Source organism: Streptomyces rishiriensis (genome assembly GCF_003112535.1).
Lineage (GTDB): Bacteria > Actinomycetota > Actinomycetes > Streptomycetales > Streptomycetaceae > Streptomyces > Streptomyces rishiriensis.
Genome location: NZ_BEWA01000013.1, coordinates 65,921 through 83,475, shown reverse-complemented (window position 1 = coordinate 83,475; position 17,555 = coordinate 65,921). Strand labels below are relative to the sequence as shown.

Here is a 17,555-nt window from a genome sequence, read left to right as displayed (position 1 = left end):
GGATGGTTCGATCCGGACGACTTCCGCGGAGGCCCATGACAGGCCCGCGAAGGGGAACGGGCCGGGTAAAGCGGGCGTCAAAGCTGTAACCACTCAGGCACCGCGCGTGCACGTGCATCTGCTCATGCGTCTGCATGTGAACAGAGCTATGATCCGGGACAGTTGACAACGGCACCAATGGCCACACAAGCCAGTGCACCACCAGGGAGCGACCTGTGGACCACCACGTTGACGGGGGGCACGACGTGTACAACGGCATGACGGCCACACAGCTGTACGGGGTTGCCTGGCAGAAGAGCCGGCACAGCAACTCGCAGGGTTCGTGCGTGGAGTTCGCCCGGCTGCCGGGCGGTGACGTGGCCGTGCGCAACTCGCGCTTTCCCGACGGTCCCGCGCTCGTCTACACGCGCGCCGAGATCGAGGCGATGCTGCTGGGCATCAAGGACGGCGAGTTCGACCATCTGATCGCGAGCTGACGGCGCCCGACGTCGTCGGCCGCCCCGCCCCGCGGTCTCCGCGGCGGCCGGCGGTCTCCGTAGCGGCCCCACTTCTCCGCTCCGGTGCAACGCGCGTAGAACCGCGGCGTCGGAACGCGCCGCGGTTCGTCATTCCGCGGCGGTGCGCAGCCGGAACAGCGCCCAGACGACCTTGCCGCCCAGACTGCCGGAGAGCGGGTGCCAGCCCCAGCTCTCGGCGAAGGAGTCGACGAGGAAGAGGCCGCGGCCCGACTCGGCCGCGAAGTCCTCGCCCTCCCGGGGCAGCGGGCTGTCCGGGCTGGGGTCGCGCACCGCGCAGACGAGCCGTTCGGTCCACCGCATCAGATGCAGACGCACGGGCGGATGCCGGTGATCCTGCACGAGCGGGGCGTCGTCGGAGGCCAGCCCGTGTCTCAGCGCGTTGGTCACCAGCTCCGAGACGACCAGGCAGACGTCGTCGAGACAGTCGCCCACGTCCCACTGGCCGAGGGTCCTCTTGGTGAACTGCCGTGCCTCGCGCACCGCTTCGAAGCGCGTCGGCAGAGCGCAGGAGGCGGCGTTGGACACGGCCGCGGGATCAAGCGGCGGAAGGCCCTGCCTTAACGGCTCGAGCATGGTCGATCCATTCGTCCCCATGCGAGGCACTCCCGGGATTCGCGGTCGTTGCGATGCAGCGGTGGCGCGAGACCATGGTTTCCGATGCGCACTGTGGATGCAAGGGCAGATGCACGTGCACGTGACCGAAATGGACCCGCCCGTACCGCTTCTTGGCCATTTTTTCCGCCAACTTCTCGCTCATCACGGGCACTTCCCTTCCTTTCTCCTCACTCTTCCCACCCATCGCTCTGCGCGTATCCTTTGGCTTCTTTCCATCTCTGTAATCGGACGAGTACTGCTCGAAGTGTTTTAGTGGCAGACTGCGGCCCCTAAGACGGTTGGGGAGGCTGGCGAACGTGAGCGCGGGAGAGCCCGGATCGGTGGTGCGGCGGATGCTGCTCGGCTCGCAACTACGGCGGCTGCGTGAGACGCGCGGCATCACGCGCGAGGCGGCCGGATACTCGATCAGGGCGTCGGAGTCGAAGATCAGCCGGATGGAACTGGGCCGGGTGAGCTTCAAGACCCGGGACGTCGAGGACCTGCTCACGCTGTACGGCATCACGGACGACGCGGAGCGCCAGTCGCTCGTCGGGCTCGCCCGTGAGGCCAACGTGGCCGGCTGGTGGCACAGTTACTCGGACGTCCTGCCCAACTGGTTCCCCACCTATGTCGGTCTGGAGGGCGCGGCCGCGCTGATCCGGGCGTACGAGGTCCAGTTCGTGCACGGGCTGCTGCAGACCGAGGCCTACGCCCACGCGGTAGTCAGCCGCGGCATGAAGGGCGCGACCGCGGCCGACGTCGACCGTCGTGTGGCGCTGCGGCTGGAGCGGCAGAAGTACCTCGTCGCCGAGAACGCCCCGGACGTCCACATCGTGCTGGACGAGGCGGCCCTGCGCCGGCCGTACGGCGACCGCGAGGTGATGCGCGGACAGCTCCAGCATCTGATCGAGATCTCCGAACGCCCCAACGTGCGCCTGCAGGTGATGCCGTTCAGCCTCGGCGGGCACTCCGGCGAGTCGGGGGCGTTCACGATCCTGAGCTTCCCGGAGTCCGACCTGCAGGACGTCGTCTATCTGGAACAGCTCACCAGCGCGCTCTACCTGGACAAACGCGAGGACGTCGCCCAGTACGAGCAGGCCCTCGAAGAGCTCCAGCAGGACAGCCCCGGACCGGACGCGAGCCGGGACCTGCTGCGCGGTCTGATCCAGCTGTCGTAGCGATTCCCCCGCGGGGGCCGGCGAGCGGCCGAAGTCCCCGCCAACTCTCCTTCATCAGCCGTACGATGACGTGTGATCAGATCGTGATGGCGATCGATCGCAGCCGATCGCAGCAGGGGATTGAGGGATCACATGTCGCCTTACTTCACCGACCTGGCCCAGCAGTACATCGACGGCACATGGCGTCCGGGCACCGGGTCGTGGGACATCATCACCATCAATCCCTATGACGGCGAGAAGCTGGCCTCGATCACCATAGCCACGGTCGAGGAGGTCGACGAGGCGTTCCGGGCCGCCGCCCGTGCCCAGAAGCAGTGGGCCGCGACCAACGCCTACGCGCGCCGCGCGGTCTTCGAGAAGGTGCTGCGTCTGGTCGAGGAGCGCGAGGCGGAGATCAGCGCGCTGCTCGTCGACGAGGCCGGCGGCACCTTCGGCAAGGCCGCCTTCGAACTCCACCTCGCCAAGGAGTTCCTGCGCGAGTCGATCCATCTGTCGCTGCGCCCCGAGGGCCGCATCCTGCCCTCGCCGATCGACGGCAAGGAGAACCGCGTCTACCGCGAGCCGGTCGGCGTGGTCGGTGTGATCAGCCCCTTCAACGTGCCCTTCCTGCTGTCGCTGAAGTCCGTCGCCCCCGCGCTCGCCCTCGGCAACGGCGTGGTGCTGAAGCCGCACCAGAACACCCCGGTCTCCGGCGGCACCGTGATCGCCAAGCTCTTCGAGGACGCCGGTCTGCCGCCGGGCCTGCTGAACGTCGTCGTGACCGACATCGCCGAGATCGGCGACGCGTTCCTGGAACACCCGATCCCGCGGGTCATCTCCTTCACCGGCTCCGACAAGGTCGGCCGCCATGTCGCGACGGTCGCCGCCTCGCACTTCAAGCGGACCGTCATCGAGCTCGGCGGCAACAGCGCGTTCGTGGTCCTGGACGACGCCGACGTCGACTACGCGGTCGACGCGGCCGTGTTCAGCCGCTTCGTCCACCAGGGCCAGGTCTGCATGGCCGCCAACCGCATCCTGGTCGACCGGTCGATCGCCGACGAGTTCACCGAGAAGTTCGTCGCCAAGGTGCGCACCCTCAAGGCCGGCGACCCCCGCGACCCGCAGACCACGATCGGCCCGGTGATCAACTCCTCGCAGGCGGAGGCCTTGTCCGGTGTCGTCGCGCAGGCGATCGGCGAGGGCGCGCACGCGCTGGTGCACGGTACGACGGTCGGCAACCTGGTGGAGCCGTCCGTCCTGGCCGACCTGCCCACCGACTCCGCGCTGCTCCAGCAGGAGGTCTTCGGGCCCGTCGTGTTCGTGAACACCTTCGACGGCGAGGAGGAGGCGGTGCGGCTGGTCAACGAGTCGCCGTACGGGCTCAGCGGCGCCGTCCACACCGCCGACGTGGAGCGTGGTGTGGCCTTCGCCCGGCAGATCGTCACCGGCATGTTCCACGTCAACGACGCCACCGTGCACGACGAGCCGATCGTGCCGTTCGGCGGCGAGAAGAACTCCGGCGTCGGCCGCCTCAACGGCGAGACGACGCTGGAGGCCTTCACCACCACCAAGTGGATCTCGGTCCAGCACGGGCGCAGCGCGTTCCCGTTCTGAGCGCGTTCCCGCCCGGGCGCGTTCCCGCCCGGGCGCGTTCCCGTCCGAGCGACGTCCCGTTCCGAGCGCGTGCCGGGTCGGGCGGGAGGCCGCCGACCCGGGGTGGCGGCTGTGGCGGGCGGCCCGCGGGCGTCCGCCCGTCACGCCCTAACCTGGGCGCATGTCAGCGATCCGTCTTCTCGTCCTGGGGGCCGTGCGTCAGCACGGGCGGGCCCATGGCTACCAGGTCCGCGGCGACCTGGAGTACTGGGGCGCCCACGAGTGGTCCAACGCCAAGCCGGGCTCGATCTACCACGCCCTGAAGCAGATGGCCAAGCAGGGACTGCTGCGTGAGCACGAGACGGCCCCGTCCACCGCGGGCGGTCCGCCGCGCACCGAGTACGAGATCACCGAGGTCGGCGCCGAGGAGTACTTCCGGCTGCTGCGTGACGCGCTGACCTCGTACGACCAGAAGACCGACGTGAAGTCGGCGGCCATCGGGTTCATGCTTGACCTCCCGCGCGCGGAGGCCGTCTCGCTGCTGGAGGAGCGCATCCGCGGCATCCAGGCGTGGCGGTCCGCCGTCATGGCGCACTACGTCCCCGAGGAGGGCCCCGAGCAGTTGGGCCACATCGGCGAGATCATGAACCTCTGGATCCACACGGCCGACGGCGAGGCCGAGTGGACCCGCGGCCTGATCGCGCGGATCGACGGTGGGGCGTACACCTTCGCGGGGGAGGGCGAGCCGTTCGTCGGCGTGCTGGGGGAGGGCGAGGATAACCCGTACGCCACGGGGGAGCGGCATCCAGGAGACGTCCGCTGATCAACGCCCTGGCCGCCCCCGGTGCCATGCCCGGCTGGCTGGGGGCGGCCGTCGAGTGGAACCCCATGTCCCGCACGGCGACGGCGGCACGCGATCTGCTCGCCGGTTCGGGCGCCGATCCCGGGCACGTGTCGGCCGCGGTCGGCTGGCCGCTGGCCCTGCTGGCGGTGTTCTTCCCGCTGGCGGTGCGGAAGTTCGCCCGCCTGAGCCGCTGACGCTCCGAAGGCCCCGGCCCGGTCGCCTCCCGGGGGCCCCGGTGGCCCCGACTGCCCCAGTGGCCCCGACTGCCCCGGTGGCCCCGACTGCCCCGGCGCCCTTCGAGTGGTGGGAGTGGCCTCTAGTGGGGCAAGTGGCCTCCTAGTGGTGGAAACTCGTCGCCGCACCCTTGTCCCGGGTCGCCGGCCCCGACTGCCGTCGCAGCTCCGGCAGCAGTCGGGTCAGGTCCTCCACGAACATCTCGGCGAGGTCCTCCGAGAAGCCGTTTCTGCATACGACCCGCAGCACGGACAGGTCCTCCCGGTTCGCCGGGAAGGTGTAGGCGGGCACCAGCCAGCCGCTCTCGCGCATCCGCCGGGAGACGTCGAAGACGTCGTACGCCTCCACGCCCGCCGCCGTGGTGAAGGCGAACACCGGGAGTTCGTCGCCCCGGGTGAGGAGCCGGAAGTCGCCGAGGGCCTCCACCTGTCCGGCCAGCCGACCGGCCACGTCCCGCGTGGACTGCTGCACCGCCCGGTAACCCGCACGGCCGAGCCGCAGCAGCGTGTAGTACTGCGCGACGACCTGGGCGCCCGGGCGGGAGAAGTTGAGCGCGAACGTGGGCATGTCGCCGCCCAGGTAGTTCACGCGGAACACGAGCTCCTCCGGCAGGGCCTCCTTGTCGCGCCACAGCGCCCAGCCGACCCCGGGGTACACCAGCCCGTACTTGTGCCCCGAGGTGTTGATGGACGCCACGCGCGGGAGACGGAAGTCCCACACCAGGTCCTCGTCGAGGAAAGGCGCGATCATCGCGCCGGACGCGCCGTCGACGTGCACCGGGACGTCCAGACCGGTGCGCTCCTGGAGGGAGTCCAGCGCCGCGCACAGCTCGGCGATCGGCTCGTAGGACCCGTCGAAGGTGGACCCGAGGATGCCGACCACCCCGATGGTGTTTTCGTCGCACAGCTCGGCCGCGAGCTGCGGGTCGAGGTGGAAGCGCTCACCCTCCATGGGGACGAGACGGGCCTCCACCTCCCAGAAGTTGCAGAACTTCTCCCAGCAGACCTGGACGTTGATCCCCATCACGAGGTTCGGACGCGCTCCCGGATACCGGTCGGCGTTGCGCCGCGCCCACCGCCGCTTCATCGCCATCCCGGCGAGCATGCACGCCTCGCTCGACCCGGTCGTCGAACAGCCCACGGCCACCGACGGGTCGGGCGCGTTCCACAGGTCGGCGAGCATCGCCACACAGCGCCGCTCCAGCTCGGCGGTGCGCGGGTACTCGTCCTTGTCGATCATGTTCTTGTCCCGGCACTCCGCCATCAGGACGCCGGCCTGCGGCTCCATCCACGTGGTCACGAACGTGGCCAGGTTCAGGCGTGCGTTGCCGTCCAGCATGAGTTCGTCGCGCACCAGCTGGTACGCCGCCGACGGGGGCGTCGGGCCGTCCGGCAGGCGGTGCTTGGGCGGCGCCTCGAGCATGCCGCCGAGCGGATCCGCCTCGCCGTAGAAGGGATTGACGGACAGTGGACGCTCGTCGGGCTTCTGAGGACCCTTGTGCAACGGCATGGAATGCCTCCTGAAGGATCGAACGGGTGTCAGCGGACCGAAGTTCCGTCCGCGCGCAACTGCATCTGCGGCCGCCCCGTCACCAGCAGCCAGGCGGGCAGCGTGGCGATGCAGAGCAGGGCGATGATCGACGCCGACGCCACCAGGACGGCGGCGACGAAGAGACTCACCCAGCCCTGCCGGGTGATGGCCAGGAGAACCCCCAGCACCCCTGCCGCCACGCCCACCGAGGGATGGACGTCCGGCACGAGCGCGTGGGCGGTCAGACCGAAGGCGGTGCCCACGAACACGGCCGGGAAGATCCGGCCGCCGCGGAAACCGCAGGACGCGGCGACGAGCAGCGCGGCCAGCTTCACCACCGTCATCGTGGCGAACTGGCCGGCCGACCAGCCATCGGGATCGGCCGCGAGCGCCCCGACCTCGTCCAGCCCCTTGAAGAGCGTCAGACGGCCGCCCAGGGCCCCCAGCAGGCCCAGGACGACACCGCCGAGCGGCAGCATCAGCATCGGGTGCCGCAGCCCCGCGAACGCGCCGTGGACGTACGGGAACGCCCGGACGGCGCACAGAGCCAGCAGCGCGCCCGCCGAGGCGATCACGAGCGCCGCCAGCAGATCGCCCCACCCGGGCCGGTCGAGCCCGGGCAGGCCCAGGTCGAAGGTCGGATGGGCCACCAGGGTGGCCGTCATCGAGCCGGCCGACGCGGCGACCAGTGGCGGGAACACGTTGTCCCACAGCGGCCCCTCGCTCTGCCGCCCGGCCAGCGCCTCGGAGATCAGCAGCGCCGCCGCCACCGGCGTGCCGAACAGCGCGCCGATGGTCGCCGCCTCCGCGAGCATCACCCACAGCGCGCCCGGCGCCCGCCGCAGCGCCCGTCGGCCCAGCCACACGGCCAGTCCCACGTTGACGGCGATGATCGGGTTCTCCGGGCCCAGGCTCGGGCCGCCCGCCAGCATCAGCGCCGTCGCGGCCAGCAGCCCGGGAAGCACCGCCGGGGCCAGCACGCGCGCGTCCAGCCCCATCGTGGCCGGATCGGGGCCCGCGTGCCCCGGCGCCTTCCACACCACCAGCCCCACCGCCACCCCGGTCCCGGTGAGGACGACGAGCATCCACAGCACCGAGTAGCGGCCCACGTCCAGCGCGTCCGGCAGCGTGGCCCACAGCACGTGCTGGAGCCGCTCGGCCGCGCCCTCCACCAGCAGGAGCAGCATGCTGGCGAGGATCCCGATCAGCACGGCGGGCAGGATCGACGGCAGCAGGGCGCGCGCCGGCGTCGCCGGAGGGGCGGGCGCACGCTGCGAGGTGTCCTGGGCCACGGGCTCACGATAAGCGGACGAAACGGACATGACATCCGGACGGAGAATCCCCGGGGGAAACCGGCTTGCACCTCACGCGGCGTGAGGCCGCACCGTGGAGCGCGTACCGAGAAGGGAGCGGAGGAAGTGAGCTACTCCGTAGGACAGGTCGCCGGATTCGCCGGTGTCACGGTGCGCACGCTGCACCACTACGACGACATCGGCCTGCTCGTCCCCGGCGGGCGCAGCCACGCGGGTCACCGGCGCTACGACGAGGCCGACCTCGACCGGCTGCAGCAGATCCTGTTCTACCGCGAGCTCGGCTTCCCGCTCGAGGACGTCGCGGCCCTGCTCGACGATCCGGCGGCCGACCCGCGCGCGCACCTGCGCCGTCAGCACGAACTGCTGACCGCCCGGATCGAGAGGCTGCAGAAGATGGCCGCGGCCGTGGAACACGCCATGGAGGCACGCAAGATGGGCATCAACCTCACGCCCGAGGAACGTTTCGAGGTCTTCGGCGACAAGGACCCCGACCAGTACGCCGAGGAGGCCGAACAGCGCTGGGGCGGAACCGAGGCGTACGCCGAGTCCCAGCGGCGCGTCGCCCGCTACACCAAGGACGACTGGAAGCGCCTGCAGGCCGAGGTCGACGCCTGGAGCGAGCGCTACTCCGCCCTGGTGGCCGCCGGCGGGCCGGCGACCGGCGAGGCGGCCATGGACCTGGCCGAGGAGCACCGCCGGCACATCGGCACCTGGTACTACGACTGCCCGCACGAGATGCACCGCTGCCTGGGTGAGATGTACGTCTCCGACGAGCGCTTCAAGGCGTTCTACGACGCCATGCACCCGGGCCTCGCCGAACACCTCAGGGAGGCGATCCTGGCGAACGCGGCCAGGCACACGGGGTGAGCGACGGCCCGACGGCCCTGGTCCGGGCCCTGGTCCGGGAAGGGCCGGGCCTTGGCTCCGGGCTACTCCCGGGCCAGGACCACGGCGGTGCCGTAGGCGCACACCTCGGTGCCCACGTCGGCCGCCTCCGTCACGTCGAAGCGGAACATCAGCACGCCGTTCGCTCCGCGCGCGCGTGCCTGCTCGACCAGCCGTTCCATCGCCTGGTTGCGGGTCTCCACGAGGGTCTTGGTCAGTCCCTTCAGCTCACCGCCGATCATCGACTTCAGGCCCGCGCCGATCTGACTGCCCAGATGCCGTGAGCGCACCGTCAGCCCGAAGACCTCGCCGATGACCTGCTGCACCCGGAACCCGGGCACGTCGTTCGTGGTGACGACCAGTACGTCCGACTGGGGGCCCTGCCCGCCGCCGTAATCATCGATACCCATGGCCCACAGCTTCGCCCCAGCGGGCGCACAGTGCATCCCGGAGACCCCCGTGGAACCTGGGGTCGGCGCATCGCGTTGATAGCTTTGTGCGGCTGCACCATGGACGCTGTACGTTCCCCCACCCGTCAGGAGCCCGGAAGCGTGACGACGATCGCCCTCGGACCGAGCTGGCTGGACCCCGACCATCTGCTCAACACCTTCGGCATCTGGGGTCTGCTGCTCATCGTGTTCGCGGAGTCCGGCCTGCTGATCGGGTTCTTCCTGCCCGGTGACTCCCTGCTGTTCACCGCCGGTCTGCTGATCACGTCCAACCAGCTGGACTTCCCGCTGTGGGGCGCGGTCGCGTTGATCTGCGCCGCCGCGGTCCTGGGCGACCAGGCGGGTTACATGTTCGGCAAGAAGGTCGGACCGTCGCTCTTCAACCGGCCGGACTCCCGGCTCTTCAAACAGGAGAACGTCACCAAGGCGCACGAGTTCTTCGAGAAGCACGGCCCGAAGTCCCTGATCCTGGCCCGCTTCGTGCCCATCGTGCGCACCTTCACGCCGATCATCGCCGGCGTCAGCGGCATGCGTTACCGCTCCTTCCTGACCTTCAACGTCATCGGAGGCGTCCTGTGGGGCGCGGGGGTCACCCTGCTCGGCTCCTGGCTGGGCAACATCGCCTTCGTCAAGAAGAACATCGAACTGATGCTCATCCTGATCGTGCTGCTCTCCGTGGTCCCGATCGTCATCGAGTTCATGAGGGCCCGCTCCAAGTCCGGCAAGAGCGCGTCGCGGACCCCGGCGCAGGCCCCCGAGCAGCACCGGCGCCAGCAGCAGTTCCCGGTCATGGACGACGCGACCACCCAGCTCCGACGGATCGACCAGCACGACCAGCAGTACCCGTACGGCAACCAGGGACAGCAGAACCAGGGACAGAACTACGGCCAGAACCACGGCCAGAACCCCGGCCACAACCACGGCCAGGAGTTCGGTCACCAAGGCCGGCAGGACGACCACTACGGCGCGCAGCAGTACCCGCAGCAACAGCAGCAGTACCCGCAACAGCAGCCGTACCCGCAGCGGCCGCGGCAGCGGCACGCCCAGGACGACTGGCCGCAGCAGCAGCAACGACCGCAGCAGGCGCAGCCGCAGCAGCAGGAGCAGCCGTACGGGGCCCAGCACAACGGCCACGACGGCCAGCACCCCTACGGCGACCAGGGCTACTAGGAGCGGCGCGAAGGGACGAGGGGTTCAGAAACCCCTCGTCCGCTTGGCGGCCCGCCGCTTCTCCAGGGAGCCGATGCGCAGGAACATCCGGGACACCTCGGACCCCAGGTTCACCCCGATCGCGATGGCCATCGCCAGCGCCGCCGCCTTGGTGATCGACACCAGCCCAGCGTCCACCTTGCTCTGCGCGATGGCCAGCAGCCCGAAGTAGGTCGCCGAACCCGGCAGCAGGGGCCCGATCGCCGCCGTCGTGTACGGCAGCGCGGAGGCGAACCGGTAGCGCGCCAGCAACTGCCCGAACAGGCCGACGACCCCTGCCGCGACCGCCGTGGACGCGACGGGCGAGATCTCGCCGGTGTAGCGCATCGCGCCGTACACCGACCAGGCGACACCGCCGTTGAGGGTCACCGCGACCACGGTGGATCGTTCCTGCTGCAACAGCACGGCGAAGGTCAGGGACAGCAGCATCGACGCACCGATCTGCCACAGCGGCCGCTTCGTGACGCCCAGGGCCGCGTCGGGATTGAGGTGCGCGCCGAGCTGCACCCCGACGTAGAGCATCACCAGCACCCCCGCCACGATGCCCACGAAGAAGTACATGACCTCCAGCAGACGCGCGGCCGCGGTGATGTAGAAGCCGGTCAGACCGTCCTGGACGCCCGCTACGAGCGCCCGCCCGGGCAGCAGCGCGAACAGACCACCCGTGATGACCGCGGAGGCCTTCACGTCGACGTGGGACAGCGTCAGCGCGATGCCGATCGCCGCCGGGGGCATCGCGGCCACCAGGAACTGGTAGAACTCCGGCAGTCCGCGCCCCGCGCACAGCCACGCGAGCCGGTCGCCGAACATCGCGCCGAGCATGGCCGCCACGAACACGACCAGGTCGCCGCCGACCAGCACCGAGGCCGCGCCCGCGAGCAGCCCGCTCGCCGAGGTCAGCACCCAGGTCGGGTAGGGGTGCCGGTTACGGCGCATCTCCGCGAGCCGCCGGTAGGCCTCCTCCAGCGAGAGATGGCTCTCCGGGTCGCTCAGGTCGTCGACGAGCCGGAAGACGGCCGCCAGACGCGTGTAGTCCGTGCCGCGGCGGCGCACCGTCCGCGACGCCGTCACGGGGTCCTCCACCAGGGACGGCTGGTACGAGATCGACAGCAGGGTGAAGGTGACGTTCGGCTCGCAGCGGTCGAGTCCGTAGGAGCGGCACACCGCGAACATCGCCGCTTCCACGTCCTCGGCGCCCTCTCCGCCCGCCAGCAGCAACTCGCCGATGCGCAGCGTCAGGTCGAGCACCCTGGGGACGGCCGGGCCCTCCTCCTCCGCCTTCGGCCTCGCCTCCGGCGCGGGCCGTTCGGCCACCGGCATCCGCAGCATGGTGCGCATCCGGTCCTGCCAGGGCAGGTCCTTGATCAGGCTCACCACCGGGACGCCGCCGGCCGGCGTGAAGGCCACCGGGGCCTGCCGGGCGCTGTACGTGCTCGGCGGACTGAACGCCGACCCCTCGCCCTCGCCGGCGGCCGGCTGGGCCACGTCCAGCCCCGCCGGGACGGCGAACTCCGACGTGGTCTCCGGCTCGTCCCCCGGTCTGGCGACGGCCAGGCCCGCCGGGATCGCGAACTCGGACGTGATCTCGGGGTCGAAGGCACTCCTCGCCTCGTCCGACTGCGGTTTGCGGTCTTCCGCCTCCGACACTCAGCAACGCTCCCTGGAACGACACCTTCCGTTGGCCTCAGTATGCGCACAGACACGCGAAAGGGCCGCACGCGCATGCGTGCAGCCCTTCACCTACCTCTGCGCAGGCGTTTTACACCGCGGGATCCTCAGTGGCCGCCCTGGTCCTTGAAGCGCTTGTAGGACCGCTCGATCTCGGCCTCGGCGTCGGTGCGGCCGACCCAGTCGGCGCCCTCGACGGACTTGCCGGGCTCCAGGTCCTTGTAGACCTCGAAGAAGTGCTGGATCTCCAGGCGGTCGAACTCCGACACGTGGTGGATGTCGCGCAGGTGCTCCACGCGCGGGTCGGTCGACGGGACGCAGAGCAGCTTGTCGTCGCCGCCGGCCTCGTCGGTCATCCGGAACATGCCGATCGCACGGCATCGGATGAGGCAGCCCGGGAAGGTCGGCTCGTCCAGGATGACCAGCGCGTCCAGCGGGTCGCCGTCCTCGCCGAGAGTGTTCTCGACGAAGCCGTAGTCGGTCGGGTAGGCGGTCGAGGTGAAGAGTCGACGGTCCAGGCGGATCCGACCGGTCTCGTGGTCCACCTCGTACTTGTTCCGCGAACCCTTCGGAATCTCGATCGTGACGTCGAACTCCACCGGTGGCTCCTCCATGATCAACACATAGTTCTGGTGGTTAAGTGTCCCTCACGCAGGTGTGTGATCGCGAAAGGGGCTGGTGTTCGTGCCAGAGCTGAGGCCTTGGCGGACCGCGAGACCGCATGTGGTGCGGGTCGCGGACGCCGTACGACCGCGTCTGGCACGGGCCGCAGGAATCGTACGGCCCCGTCTCGCGCACCTGGCGGCGACCGCGAAGCCGCAGGTCGCGCGACTCGCGCAGGCGGCGCGACCGCAGCTGGCGCGGATGACGAAGGCCGGTCCGAACGCCCGCTCGTGGCAGTACACCGCGGGTGCGGCGACCGCCGGGCTGGCGCTGACCGCCGTCGTGGTGACCGCCGCCGGGCCCTGGGACTCCAGCGGTCAGCGTACGGCCGAGCGGGACCGGGTCGCCGCCCTTGAGCGGACGGGTGGCACAGATCACGGCCGCCCGGACGATTCGTCCGGTACGTCCGACACGGCGGCCGGTGCGCCCCGGCCCGCGCCGAGCGCCGCCGCCGTCCTCACCGCCCTCGGCGGCGGAGGAGGCGGCAACACCGTGAAGTCCGCCCCGGACGTCCTTCCCAGCGGCACCGGCCTCACCGGCGTCCTGGGCCCCCTCCTGGGCGATCCGGCCCTCGGCGCCCAGCACACCGCCGCGGTCGTCGACGTCGCCTCCGGCAAGCTCCTCTACGGCGCCGGAGCCGGCCAGGCGCTCACCCCGGCCTCCACCACGAAGATCGCCACCGCGGTCGCCGCGCTCTCCGCTATGGGCGGCGAGCACCGCTTCACCACCCGTGCCGTGCTGGAACCCGACACCAAGGAACTCGTCCTCGTCGGAGGCGGCGACCCCACGCTCACGGCCCGCGCGGACGCCGGCGGCCGGGCCAGCCTGCGCACCCTCGCCACCTCCGCCGCCGCCGCCCTGAAGAAGCGCGGACTCACCCGGGTGACGCTCTCGTACGACACGACCCTGTACGCCGGTTCGCAGCTTCACCCCATCGGGGTCAACCCCAACCTCGCCCCCGTCACCGCCCTGAGCGCCGACGAGGGCCGCACCGACGCCTCCGACAGCGGCCCGACTGCCCGCGTGAGCGACCCGGCGTCCGACGCGACCGCCGCCTTCGCGCGGTTCCTCACGGCCGCCGGCGTCAGGACCACGGCCCCCGGCCCCTCCAAGGCCACCACCCGCGCGCAGAGCCTCGCGACGGTCTCCTCGCCCCCGCTGTCCACCCTGGTCGAGCGGATGCTCACCAACAGCGACAACGACATCGCCGAGGCCCTCGCCCGCCAGACCGCCGTCGCCACCGGCGTCCGCGCCGACTTCGCCGGCGCCGGCAAAGCGGTCATGGCCCAGCTGAAGAAGCTCGGACTGCCCGTGGCCGGCGCCCGCTTCAAGGACGGCAGCGGCCTCGACCGCCAGGACCGGCTCACCGCGAACCTGCTCACGGCCCTGCTGGCCAAGGCCGGCGACCCCCGCCGCCCCGACCTGCGCCCCGTCCTCACCGGCCTTCCGGTCGCAGGCTTCACCGGCACCCTCACCAGCCGCTACACCGACGGCGCGGCAGGCGTCGTCCGGGCCAAGACCGGCACCCTCACCGGCGTCAACACCCTCGCCGGCACCGTCGTCGACCAGGACGGCCGGCTGCTCGCCTTCGCCCTCATGGCGGCCGGCACGAGCGACCCGGCGGCGGCCCAGGCGGCGCTGGACAGGACGGCGACGGCGCTGGCCGGGTGCGGCTGCCGCTGAGCCCCGCCGCCCCCGAGCCGCCCCCGGACCCGACCCTGACATCTCCCTGACCGGCCTCCCGCGGCCTGCCCTCCCGGGCGGCGCTCACGTACGGTTGACGCATGACGAGCATCGGTGGCGCTGCCTCATCAGGGATGGTCGACTGGAATCTCGCGGTGGCGACCGCGACCCGGCTCGTACGGCCGGGACCGGAGGTCAGCCGCGACGAAGCGCGTGCCGTCGTCGCGGAACTGCGCCGACACGCCAAGGCCTCGGAGCAACACGTCCGGGGCTTCACTCGTATGGGCACCGACGTCATCCACGACACGCCCATCCTGGTCGTCGACCGCCCCGGCTGGGTGCGGGCGAACGTCGCGGGCTTCCGGGAGATCCTCAAGCCCCTCCTGGAGAAGATGCAGGAACGACGGGGCAACACCCCGGGCGGCGCGGTCCTCGGCGCGGTCGGCGGCAAGGTCACCGGCGTCGAACTCGGCATGCTGCTGTCCTTCCTGTCGTCCCGCGTCCTCGGCCAGTACGAGACCTTCGCCCCCGCCACCCGCGAACTCCCCGCCGGTGCGAACGGCGGCGGCCGCCTGCTGCTCGTCGCGCCGAACATCGTCCACGTGGAACGCGAACTCGACGTGGATCCGCACGACTTCCGCCTCTGGGTGTGCCTCCACGAGGAGACGCACCGCACGCAGTTCTCCGCGGTCCCCTGGCTGCGCGACCATCTGGAGGGCGAGATCCAGTCGTTCTTGGGCGAGACGGACGTCGACCCCATGACCTTCCTGGAACGCGTCCGCGAAGCCGCCCAGTCCCTCGCGGGCGGCCGCCCCGAGGGCGAGGAGGACGACGGCGGCCGCTCCCTGGTCGAACTCGTGCAGACGCCCGCCCAGCGCGAGATCCTCGCCCGCCTCACCGCCGTGATGTCCCTCCTGGAGGGCCACGCCGACTTCGTCATGGACGGCGTGGGCCCCGAAGTGGTGGCGACCGTCGCCGAGATCCGCGAGAAGTTCCAGCAACGCCGGGCCAAGGGCGCCTCCCGGCTCGACATCGCCCTGCGCAGGCTGCTCGGCCTGGACGCCAAGCTCAAGCAGTACCGGGACGGCGAACGCTTCGTGAGGGCCGTCGTCGATGAGGTCGGCATGGACGGCTTCAACCGCGTGTGGACCTCTCCGAACACACTTCCGACCAAGGCCGAGATCGCCGAACCGGCGGAGTGGGTCGCGCGAGTGCATCGCAAGGCCGAGTCGTGAGCTGCCGGAACGGGCGGGAACCGAATCAGGCCGCCGGCAGGAGAACGCCCCCGCAATCACCCGTCCGAGGGACCGTGGGCCCTGGGTAGGCGTGCAATGCTCAGGGAACGGCCCGGTTCTGTCACCATCTACACACTCTGAGTGACCGAACCTCGGGCTAACCCCCGAAAACTTCATGAAGGGAACCGGACAATGGGTCCCCATCCTGCGGTCGCGGCGATACGCCTGGCGGTCCGCCGCGTACTTCACGACATCCTCAACGACCATCCCGCCTCCGAAGCGAACCCGCACGAGCGCCCGGCCCCGCCGCTCGTGCTCGTGGCGTGCTCCGGCGGCGCCGACTCCATGGCGCTCGCCTCCGCCCTCGCCTTCGAGGCCCCCCGGCTCGGCGTCCGCGCCGGCGGCGTCACCGTCGACCACGGCCTGCAACCCGGCTCCGACGTGCGTGCCGCCGAAGTCGTCCTGCGACTGCGCGAACTCGGCCTCGACCCCGTGGACTCCGCCGCCGTCGCCGTCGGCCGCGAGGGAGGCCCCGAAGCCGCCGCCCGCGACGCGCGCTACGCCGCCCTCGACGCCGCCGCCGAAGCCCACGGCGCCACCGCCGTCCTGCTCGGCCACACCCGCGACGACCAGGCCGAGACCGTCCTGCTCGGCCTCGCCCGCGGCTCCGGCATCCGCTCCCTGTCCGGAATGGCCGCGGTCTCCGGGCGGCCGGGCGCCGCCCGCCGCTACCGCCGCCCGTTCCTCCACCTGGACCGGCAGACCGCCCGCAAGGCCTGCATGGTCCAGTCCCTGCCCGTCTGGGACGACCCCCACAACGCAGACCCGGCCTACACGCGCTCCCGGCTCCGCCACGAGGGCCTGCCGGCCCTGGAGAAGGCCCTCGGCAAGGGCGTCGTCGAGGCCCTCGCCCGCACGGCCCAGCTCTCCCGCGACGACGCCGACGCCCTCGACGCCTGGGCCGGCCAGGCCGAGTCCTCCGTACGCGACGCGGCCGGCCTCCTGGAGTGCGCCAAGCTCTACGCCCTGCCGCCCGCCGTGCGCCGCCGGATCCTGCGCCGCGCCGCGATCGAGGCGGGCGCGCCCGCCGGTTCGCTCTTCGCGCGGCACATCGAAGAGGTCGACCGGCTGATCACCGGCTGGCGCGGCCAGGGGGTCATCAATCTCCCGGGCAAAGTCGTCGCTCAGCGCCAGGGTGGCAGACTGGTGATTCGGCAAGGCTGAATCCGGGCCCTCCGGCAGGACCGCTTACGTGGTCGTGGGCGGTCCCGGCGGCCGGTGGGACAACCGAAAGTGATGCGGGTGGACGCGAAAGACATGGGCACCGACCTCAAAGAGGTGCTCATCACCAAGGAAGAGATCGACGCGAAGCTGGCTGGTCTGGCCGCGAAGATCGACGCGGAGTACGCGGGCAAGGACCTGCTCATCGTCGGGGTCCTCAAGGGCGCTGTGATGGTCATGGCCGACCTCGCCCGGGCCCTGTCCACCCCCGTCACCATGGACTGGATGGCCGTGTCGTCCTACGGCGCGGGCACCCAGTCCTCCGGAGTGGTGCGGATCCTCAAGGACCTCGACACCGACATCAAGGGCAAGCACGTCCTGATCGTCGAGGACATCATCGACTCCGGCCTGACCCTGTCCTGGCTGCTGTCCAACCTCGGCTCGCGCGAGCCCGCCTCCCTCAAGGTGTGCACGCTGCTGCGCAAGCCCGAGGCGGCCAAGGTCGCCATCGACGTCGAGTGGGTCGGGTTCGACATCCCCAACGAGTTCGTCGTCGGCTACGGCCTGGACTACGCCGAGAAGTACCGCAACCTCCCGTTCGTCGGTACGCTCGCGCCCCACGTCTACGGCGGCTGAGACCCGAAGGGCGCAAGCCCTCGGGAAGATCGGGAACCCCGGCGGGCCTCGCGCCGTTGGAGCATGCAGACGGGTGCGCCAGCCGTTCCGTGCGGCTTTGCGTGACGAAGCTGGGGTACCGTC

General features: G+C 70.9%; 16 protein-coding genes and 1 pseudogene. 11 read left to right on the top strand and 6 right to left on the bottom strand.

Going from position 1 to position 17,555, the window contains the following annotated elements; genetic code table 11:
• Positions 1-257 precede the first annotated feature (257 nt).
• Positions 258-476 carry a DUF397 domain-containing protein gene (locus Sri02f_RS23490; protein WP_052183895.1) on the top strand — a complete coding sequence of 73 codons (219 nt, stop codon included), beginning with the start codon at positions 258-260 and terminating at the stop codon, positions 474-476.
• Between the two features lie 129 nt (positions 477-605).
• Here Sri02f_RS23490 and Sri02f_RS23485 read toward each other — a convergent pair whose 3' ends face one another.
• Positions 606-1,112, bottom strand: coding sequence for an ATP-binding protein (locus Sri02f_RS23485; RefSeq protein ID WP_174855690.1), 507 nt, complete (start codon positions 1,110-1,112; stop codon positions 606-608).
• A 341-nt stretch (positions 1,113-1,453) separates the two neighbouring features.
• Here Sri02f_RS23485 and Sri02f_RS23475 point away from each other — a divergent pair, with 341 nt between their 5' ends.
• From Sri02f_RS23475 to Sri02f_RS23460, 4 genes and pseudogenes are all read left to right on the top strand, one after another.
• A complete protein-coding gene (locus tag Sri02f_RS23475) occupies positions 1,454-2,290 on the top strand; it encodes a Sco1979 family transcriptional regulator (protein WP_494487168.1) in 837 nt (278 codons plus the stop codon).
• A 132-nt stretch (positions 2,291-2,422) separates the two neighbouring features.
• The gene (locus Sri02f_RS23470) at positions 2,423-3,883 is read left to right on the top strand and encodes an aldehyde dehydrogenase family protein (protein WP_109003285.1); all 1,461 of its coding nucleotides are present in this window, start codon (positions 2,423-2,425) and stop codon (positions 3,881-3,883) included.
• A gap of 160 nt (positions 3,884-4,043) precedes the next feature.
• Positions 4,044-4,685 carry a PadR family transcriptional regulator gene (locus Sri02f_RS23465; RefSeq protein WP_109003284.1) on the top strand — a complete coding sequence of 214 codons (642 nt, stop codon included), beginning with the start codon at positions 4,044-4,046 and terminating at the stop codon, positions 4,683-4,685.
• Positions 4,682-4,900: pseudogene (locus tag Sri02f_RS23460) on the top strand (ABC transporter permease); the annotation flags it as partial. The gene Sri02f_RS23465 and the pseudogene Sri02f_RS23460, both read left to right, overlap by 4 nt.
• A gap of 142 nt (positions 4,901-5,042) precedes the next feature.
• Here Sri02f_RS23460 and gad read toward each other — a convergent pair.
• Complete coding sequence (gad, locus tag Sri02f_RS23455; protein WP_109003283.1) at positions 5,043-6,449, bottom strand: glutamate decarboxylase; 1,407 nt, start codon at positions 6,447-6,449, stop codon at positions 5,043-5,045.
• A gap of 29 nt (positions 6,450-6,478) precedes the next feature.
• The gene (locus tag Sri02f_RS23450; protein ID WP_109003282.1) at positions 6,479-7,762 is read right to left on the bottom strand and encodes an ion channel protein; all 1,284 of its coding nucleotides are present in this window, start codon (positions 7,760-7,762) and stop codon (positions 6,479-6,481) included.
• A 126-nt stretch (positions 7,763-7,888) separates the two neighbouring features.
• On the opposite strand from Sri02f_RS23450, the gene Sri02f_RS23445 reads away from it, so the two are divergent.
• Positions 7,889-8,650, top strand: coding sequence for a MerR family transcriptional regulator (locus tag Sri02f_RS23445; protein ID WP_109003281.1), 762 nt, complete (start codon positions 7,889-7,891; stop codon positions 8,648-8,650).
• 62 nt (positions 8,651-8,712) lie between these two features.
• On the opposite strand, the gene Sri02f_RS23440 is transcribed toward Sri02f_RS23445, so the two are convergent.
• Positions 8,713-9,078: a YbjQ family protein gene (locus tag Sri02f_RS23440; RefSeq protein ID WP_069768453.1), complete on the bottom strand. Its 366-nt coding sequence runs from the start codon at positions 9,076-9,078 to the stop codon at positions 8,713-8,715.
• A gap of 141 nt (positions 9,079-9,219) precedes the next feature.
• Here Sri02f_RS23440 and Sri02f_RS23435 point away from each other — a divergent pair, with 141 nt between their 5' ends.
• On the top strand, positions 9,220-10,287 hold the full coding sequence (locus Sri02f_RS23435; protein ID WP_109003280.1) for a DedA family protein: 1,068 nt from the start codon (positions 9,220-9,222) through the stop codon (positions 10,285-10,287).
• Between the two features lie 24 nt (positions 10,288-10,311).
• Here Sri02f_RS23435 and Sri02f_RS23430 read toward each other — a convergent pair whose 3' ends face one another.
• On the bottom strand, positions 10,312-11,973 hold the full coding sequence (locus Sri02f_RS23430; protein WP_109003279.1) for a threonine/serine exporter family protein: 1,662 nt from the start codon (positions 11,971-11,973) through the stop codon (positions 10,312-10,314).
• 128 nt (positions 11,974-12,101) lie between these two features.
• Positions 12,102-12,593 carry an inorganic diphosphatase gene (locus Sri02f_RS23425; RefSeq protein WP_007452023.1) on the bottom strand — a complete coding sequence of 164 codons (492 nt, stop codon included), beginning with the start codon at positions 12,591-12,593 and terminating at the stop codon, positions 12,102-12,104.
• Between the two features lie 79 nt (positions 12,594-12,672).
• Here Sri02f_RS23425 and dacB point away from each other — a divergent pair, with 79 nt between their 5' ends.
• The 4 genes from dacB (at position 12,673) to hpt (ending at position 17,432) form a co-directional block, all read left to right on the top strand.
• Positions 12,673-14,340, top strand: a complete 1,668-nt coding sequence (gene dacB, locus Sri02f_RS23420; RefSeq protein ID WP_167467603.1) for a D-alanyl-D-alanine carboxypeptidase/D-alanyl-D-alanine endopeptidase — start codon at positions 12,673-12,675, stop codon at positions 14,338-14,340.
• 101 nt (positions 14,341-14,441) lie between these two features.
• Complete coding sequence (locus Sri02f_RS23415) at positions 14,442-15,575, top strand: Rv3626c family coenzyme F420 biosynthesis-associated protein (RefSeq protein WP_109003277.1); 1,134 nt, start codon at positions 14,442-14,444, stop codon at positions 15,573-15,575.
• Between the two features lie 192 nt (positions 15,576-15,767).
• On the top strand, positions 15,768-16,799 hold the full coding sequence (gene tilS / locus Sri02f_RS23410; protein WP_109003276.1) for a tRNA lysidine(34) synthetase TilS: 1,032 nt from the start codon (positions 15,768-15,770) through the stop codon (positions 16,797-16,799).
• A 72-nt stretch (positions 16,800-16,871) separates the two neighbouring features.
• Positions 16,872-17,432 carry a hypoxanthine phosphoribosyltransferase gene (gene hpt / locus Sri02f_RS23405; protein WP_069768459.1) on the top strand — a complete coding sequence of 187 codons (561 nt, stop codon included), beginning with the start codon at positions 16,872-16,874 and terminating at the stop codon, positions 17,430-17,432.
• Positions 17,433-17,555: the final 123 nt, after the last annotated feature.

Coding starts and splice junctions, on each gene's coding strand:
- Sri02f_RS23490 (WP_052183895.1), top strand. CDS start 258: ATGACGGCCACACAGCTGTACGGGGTTGCCTGGCAGAAGAGCCGGCAC.
- Sri02f_RS23485 (WP_174855690.1), bottom strand. CDS start 1,112: ATGGGGACGAATGGATCGACCATGCTCGAGCCGTTAAGGCAGGGCCTT.
- Sri02f_RS23470 (WP_109003285.1), top strand. CDS start 2,423: ATGTCGCCTTACTTCACCGACCTGGCCCAGCAGTACATCGACGGCACA.
- Sri02f_RS23465 (WP_109003284.1), top strand. CDS start 4,044: ATGTCAGCGATCCGTCTTCTCGTCCTGGGGGCCGTGCGTCAGCACGGG.
- gad (WP_109003283.1), bottom strand. CDS start 6,449: ATGCCGTTGCACAAGGGTCCTCAGAAGCCCGACGAGCGTCCACTGTCC.
- Sri02f_RS23440 (WP_069768453.1), bottom strand. CDS start 9,078: ATGGGTATCGATGATTACGGCGGCGGGCAGGGCCCCCAGTCGGACGTA.
- Sri02f_RS23415 (WP_109003277.1), top strand. CDS start 14,442: ATGACGAGCATCGGTGGCGCTGCCTCATCAGGGATGGTCGACTGGAAT.
- tilS (WP_109003276.1), top strand. CDS start 15,768: ATGGGTCCCCATCCTGCGGTCGCGGCGATACGCCTGGCGGTCCGCCGC.
- hpt (WP_069768459.1), top strand. CDS start 16,872: ATGCGGGTGGACGCGAAAGACATGGGCACCGACCTCAAAGAGGTGCTC.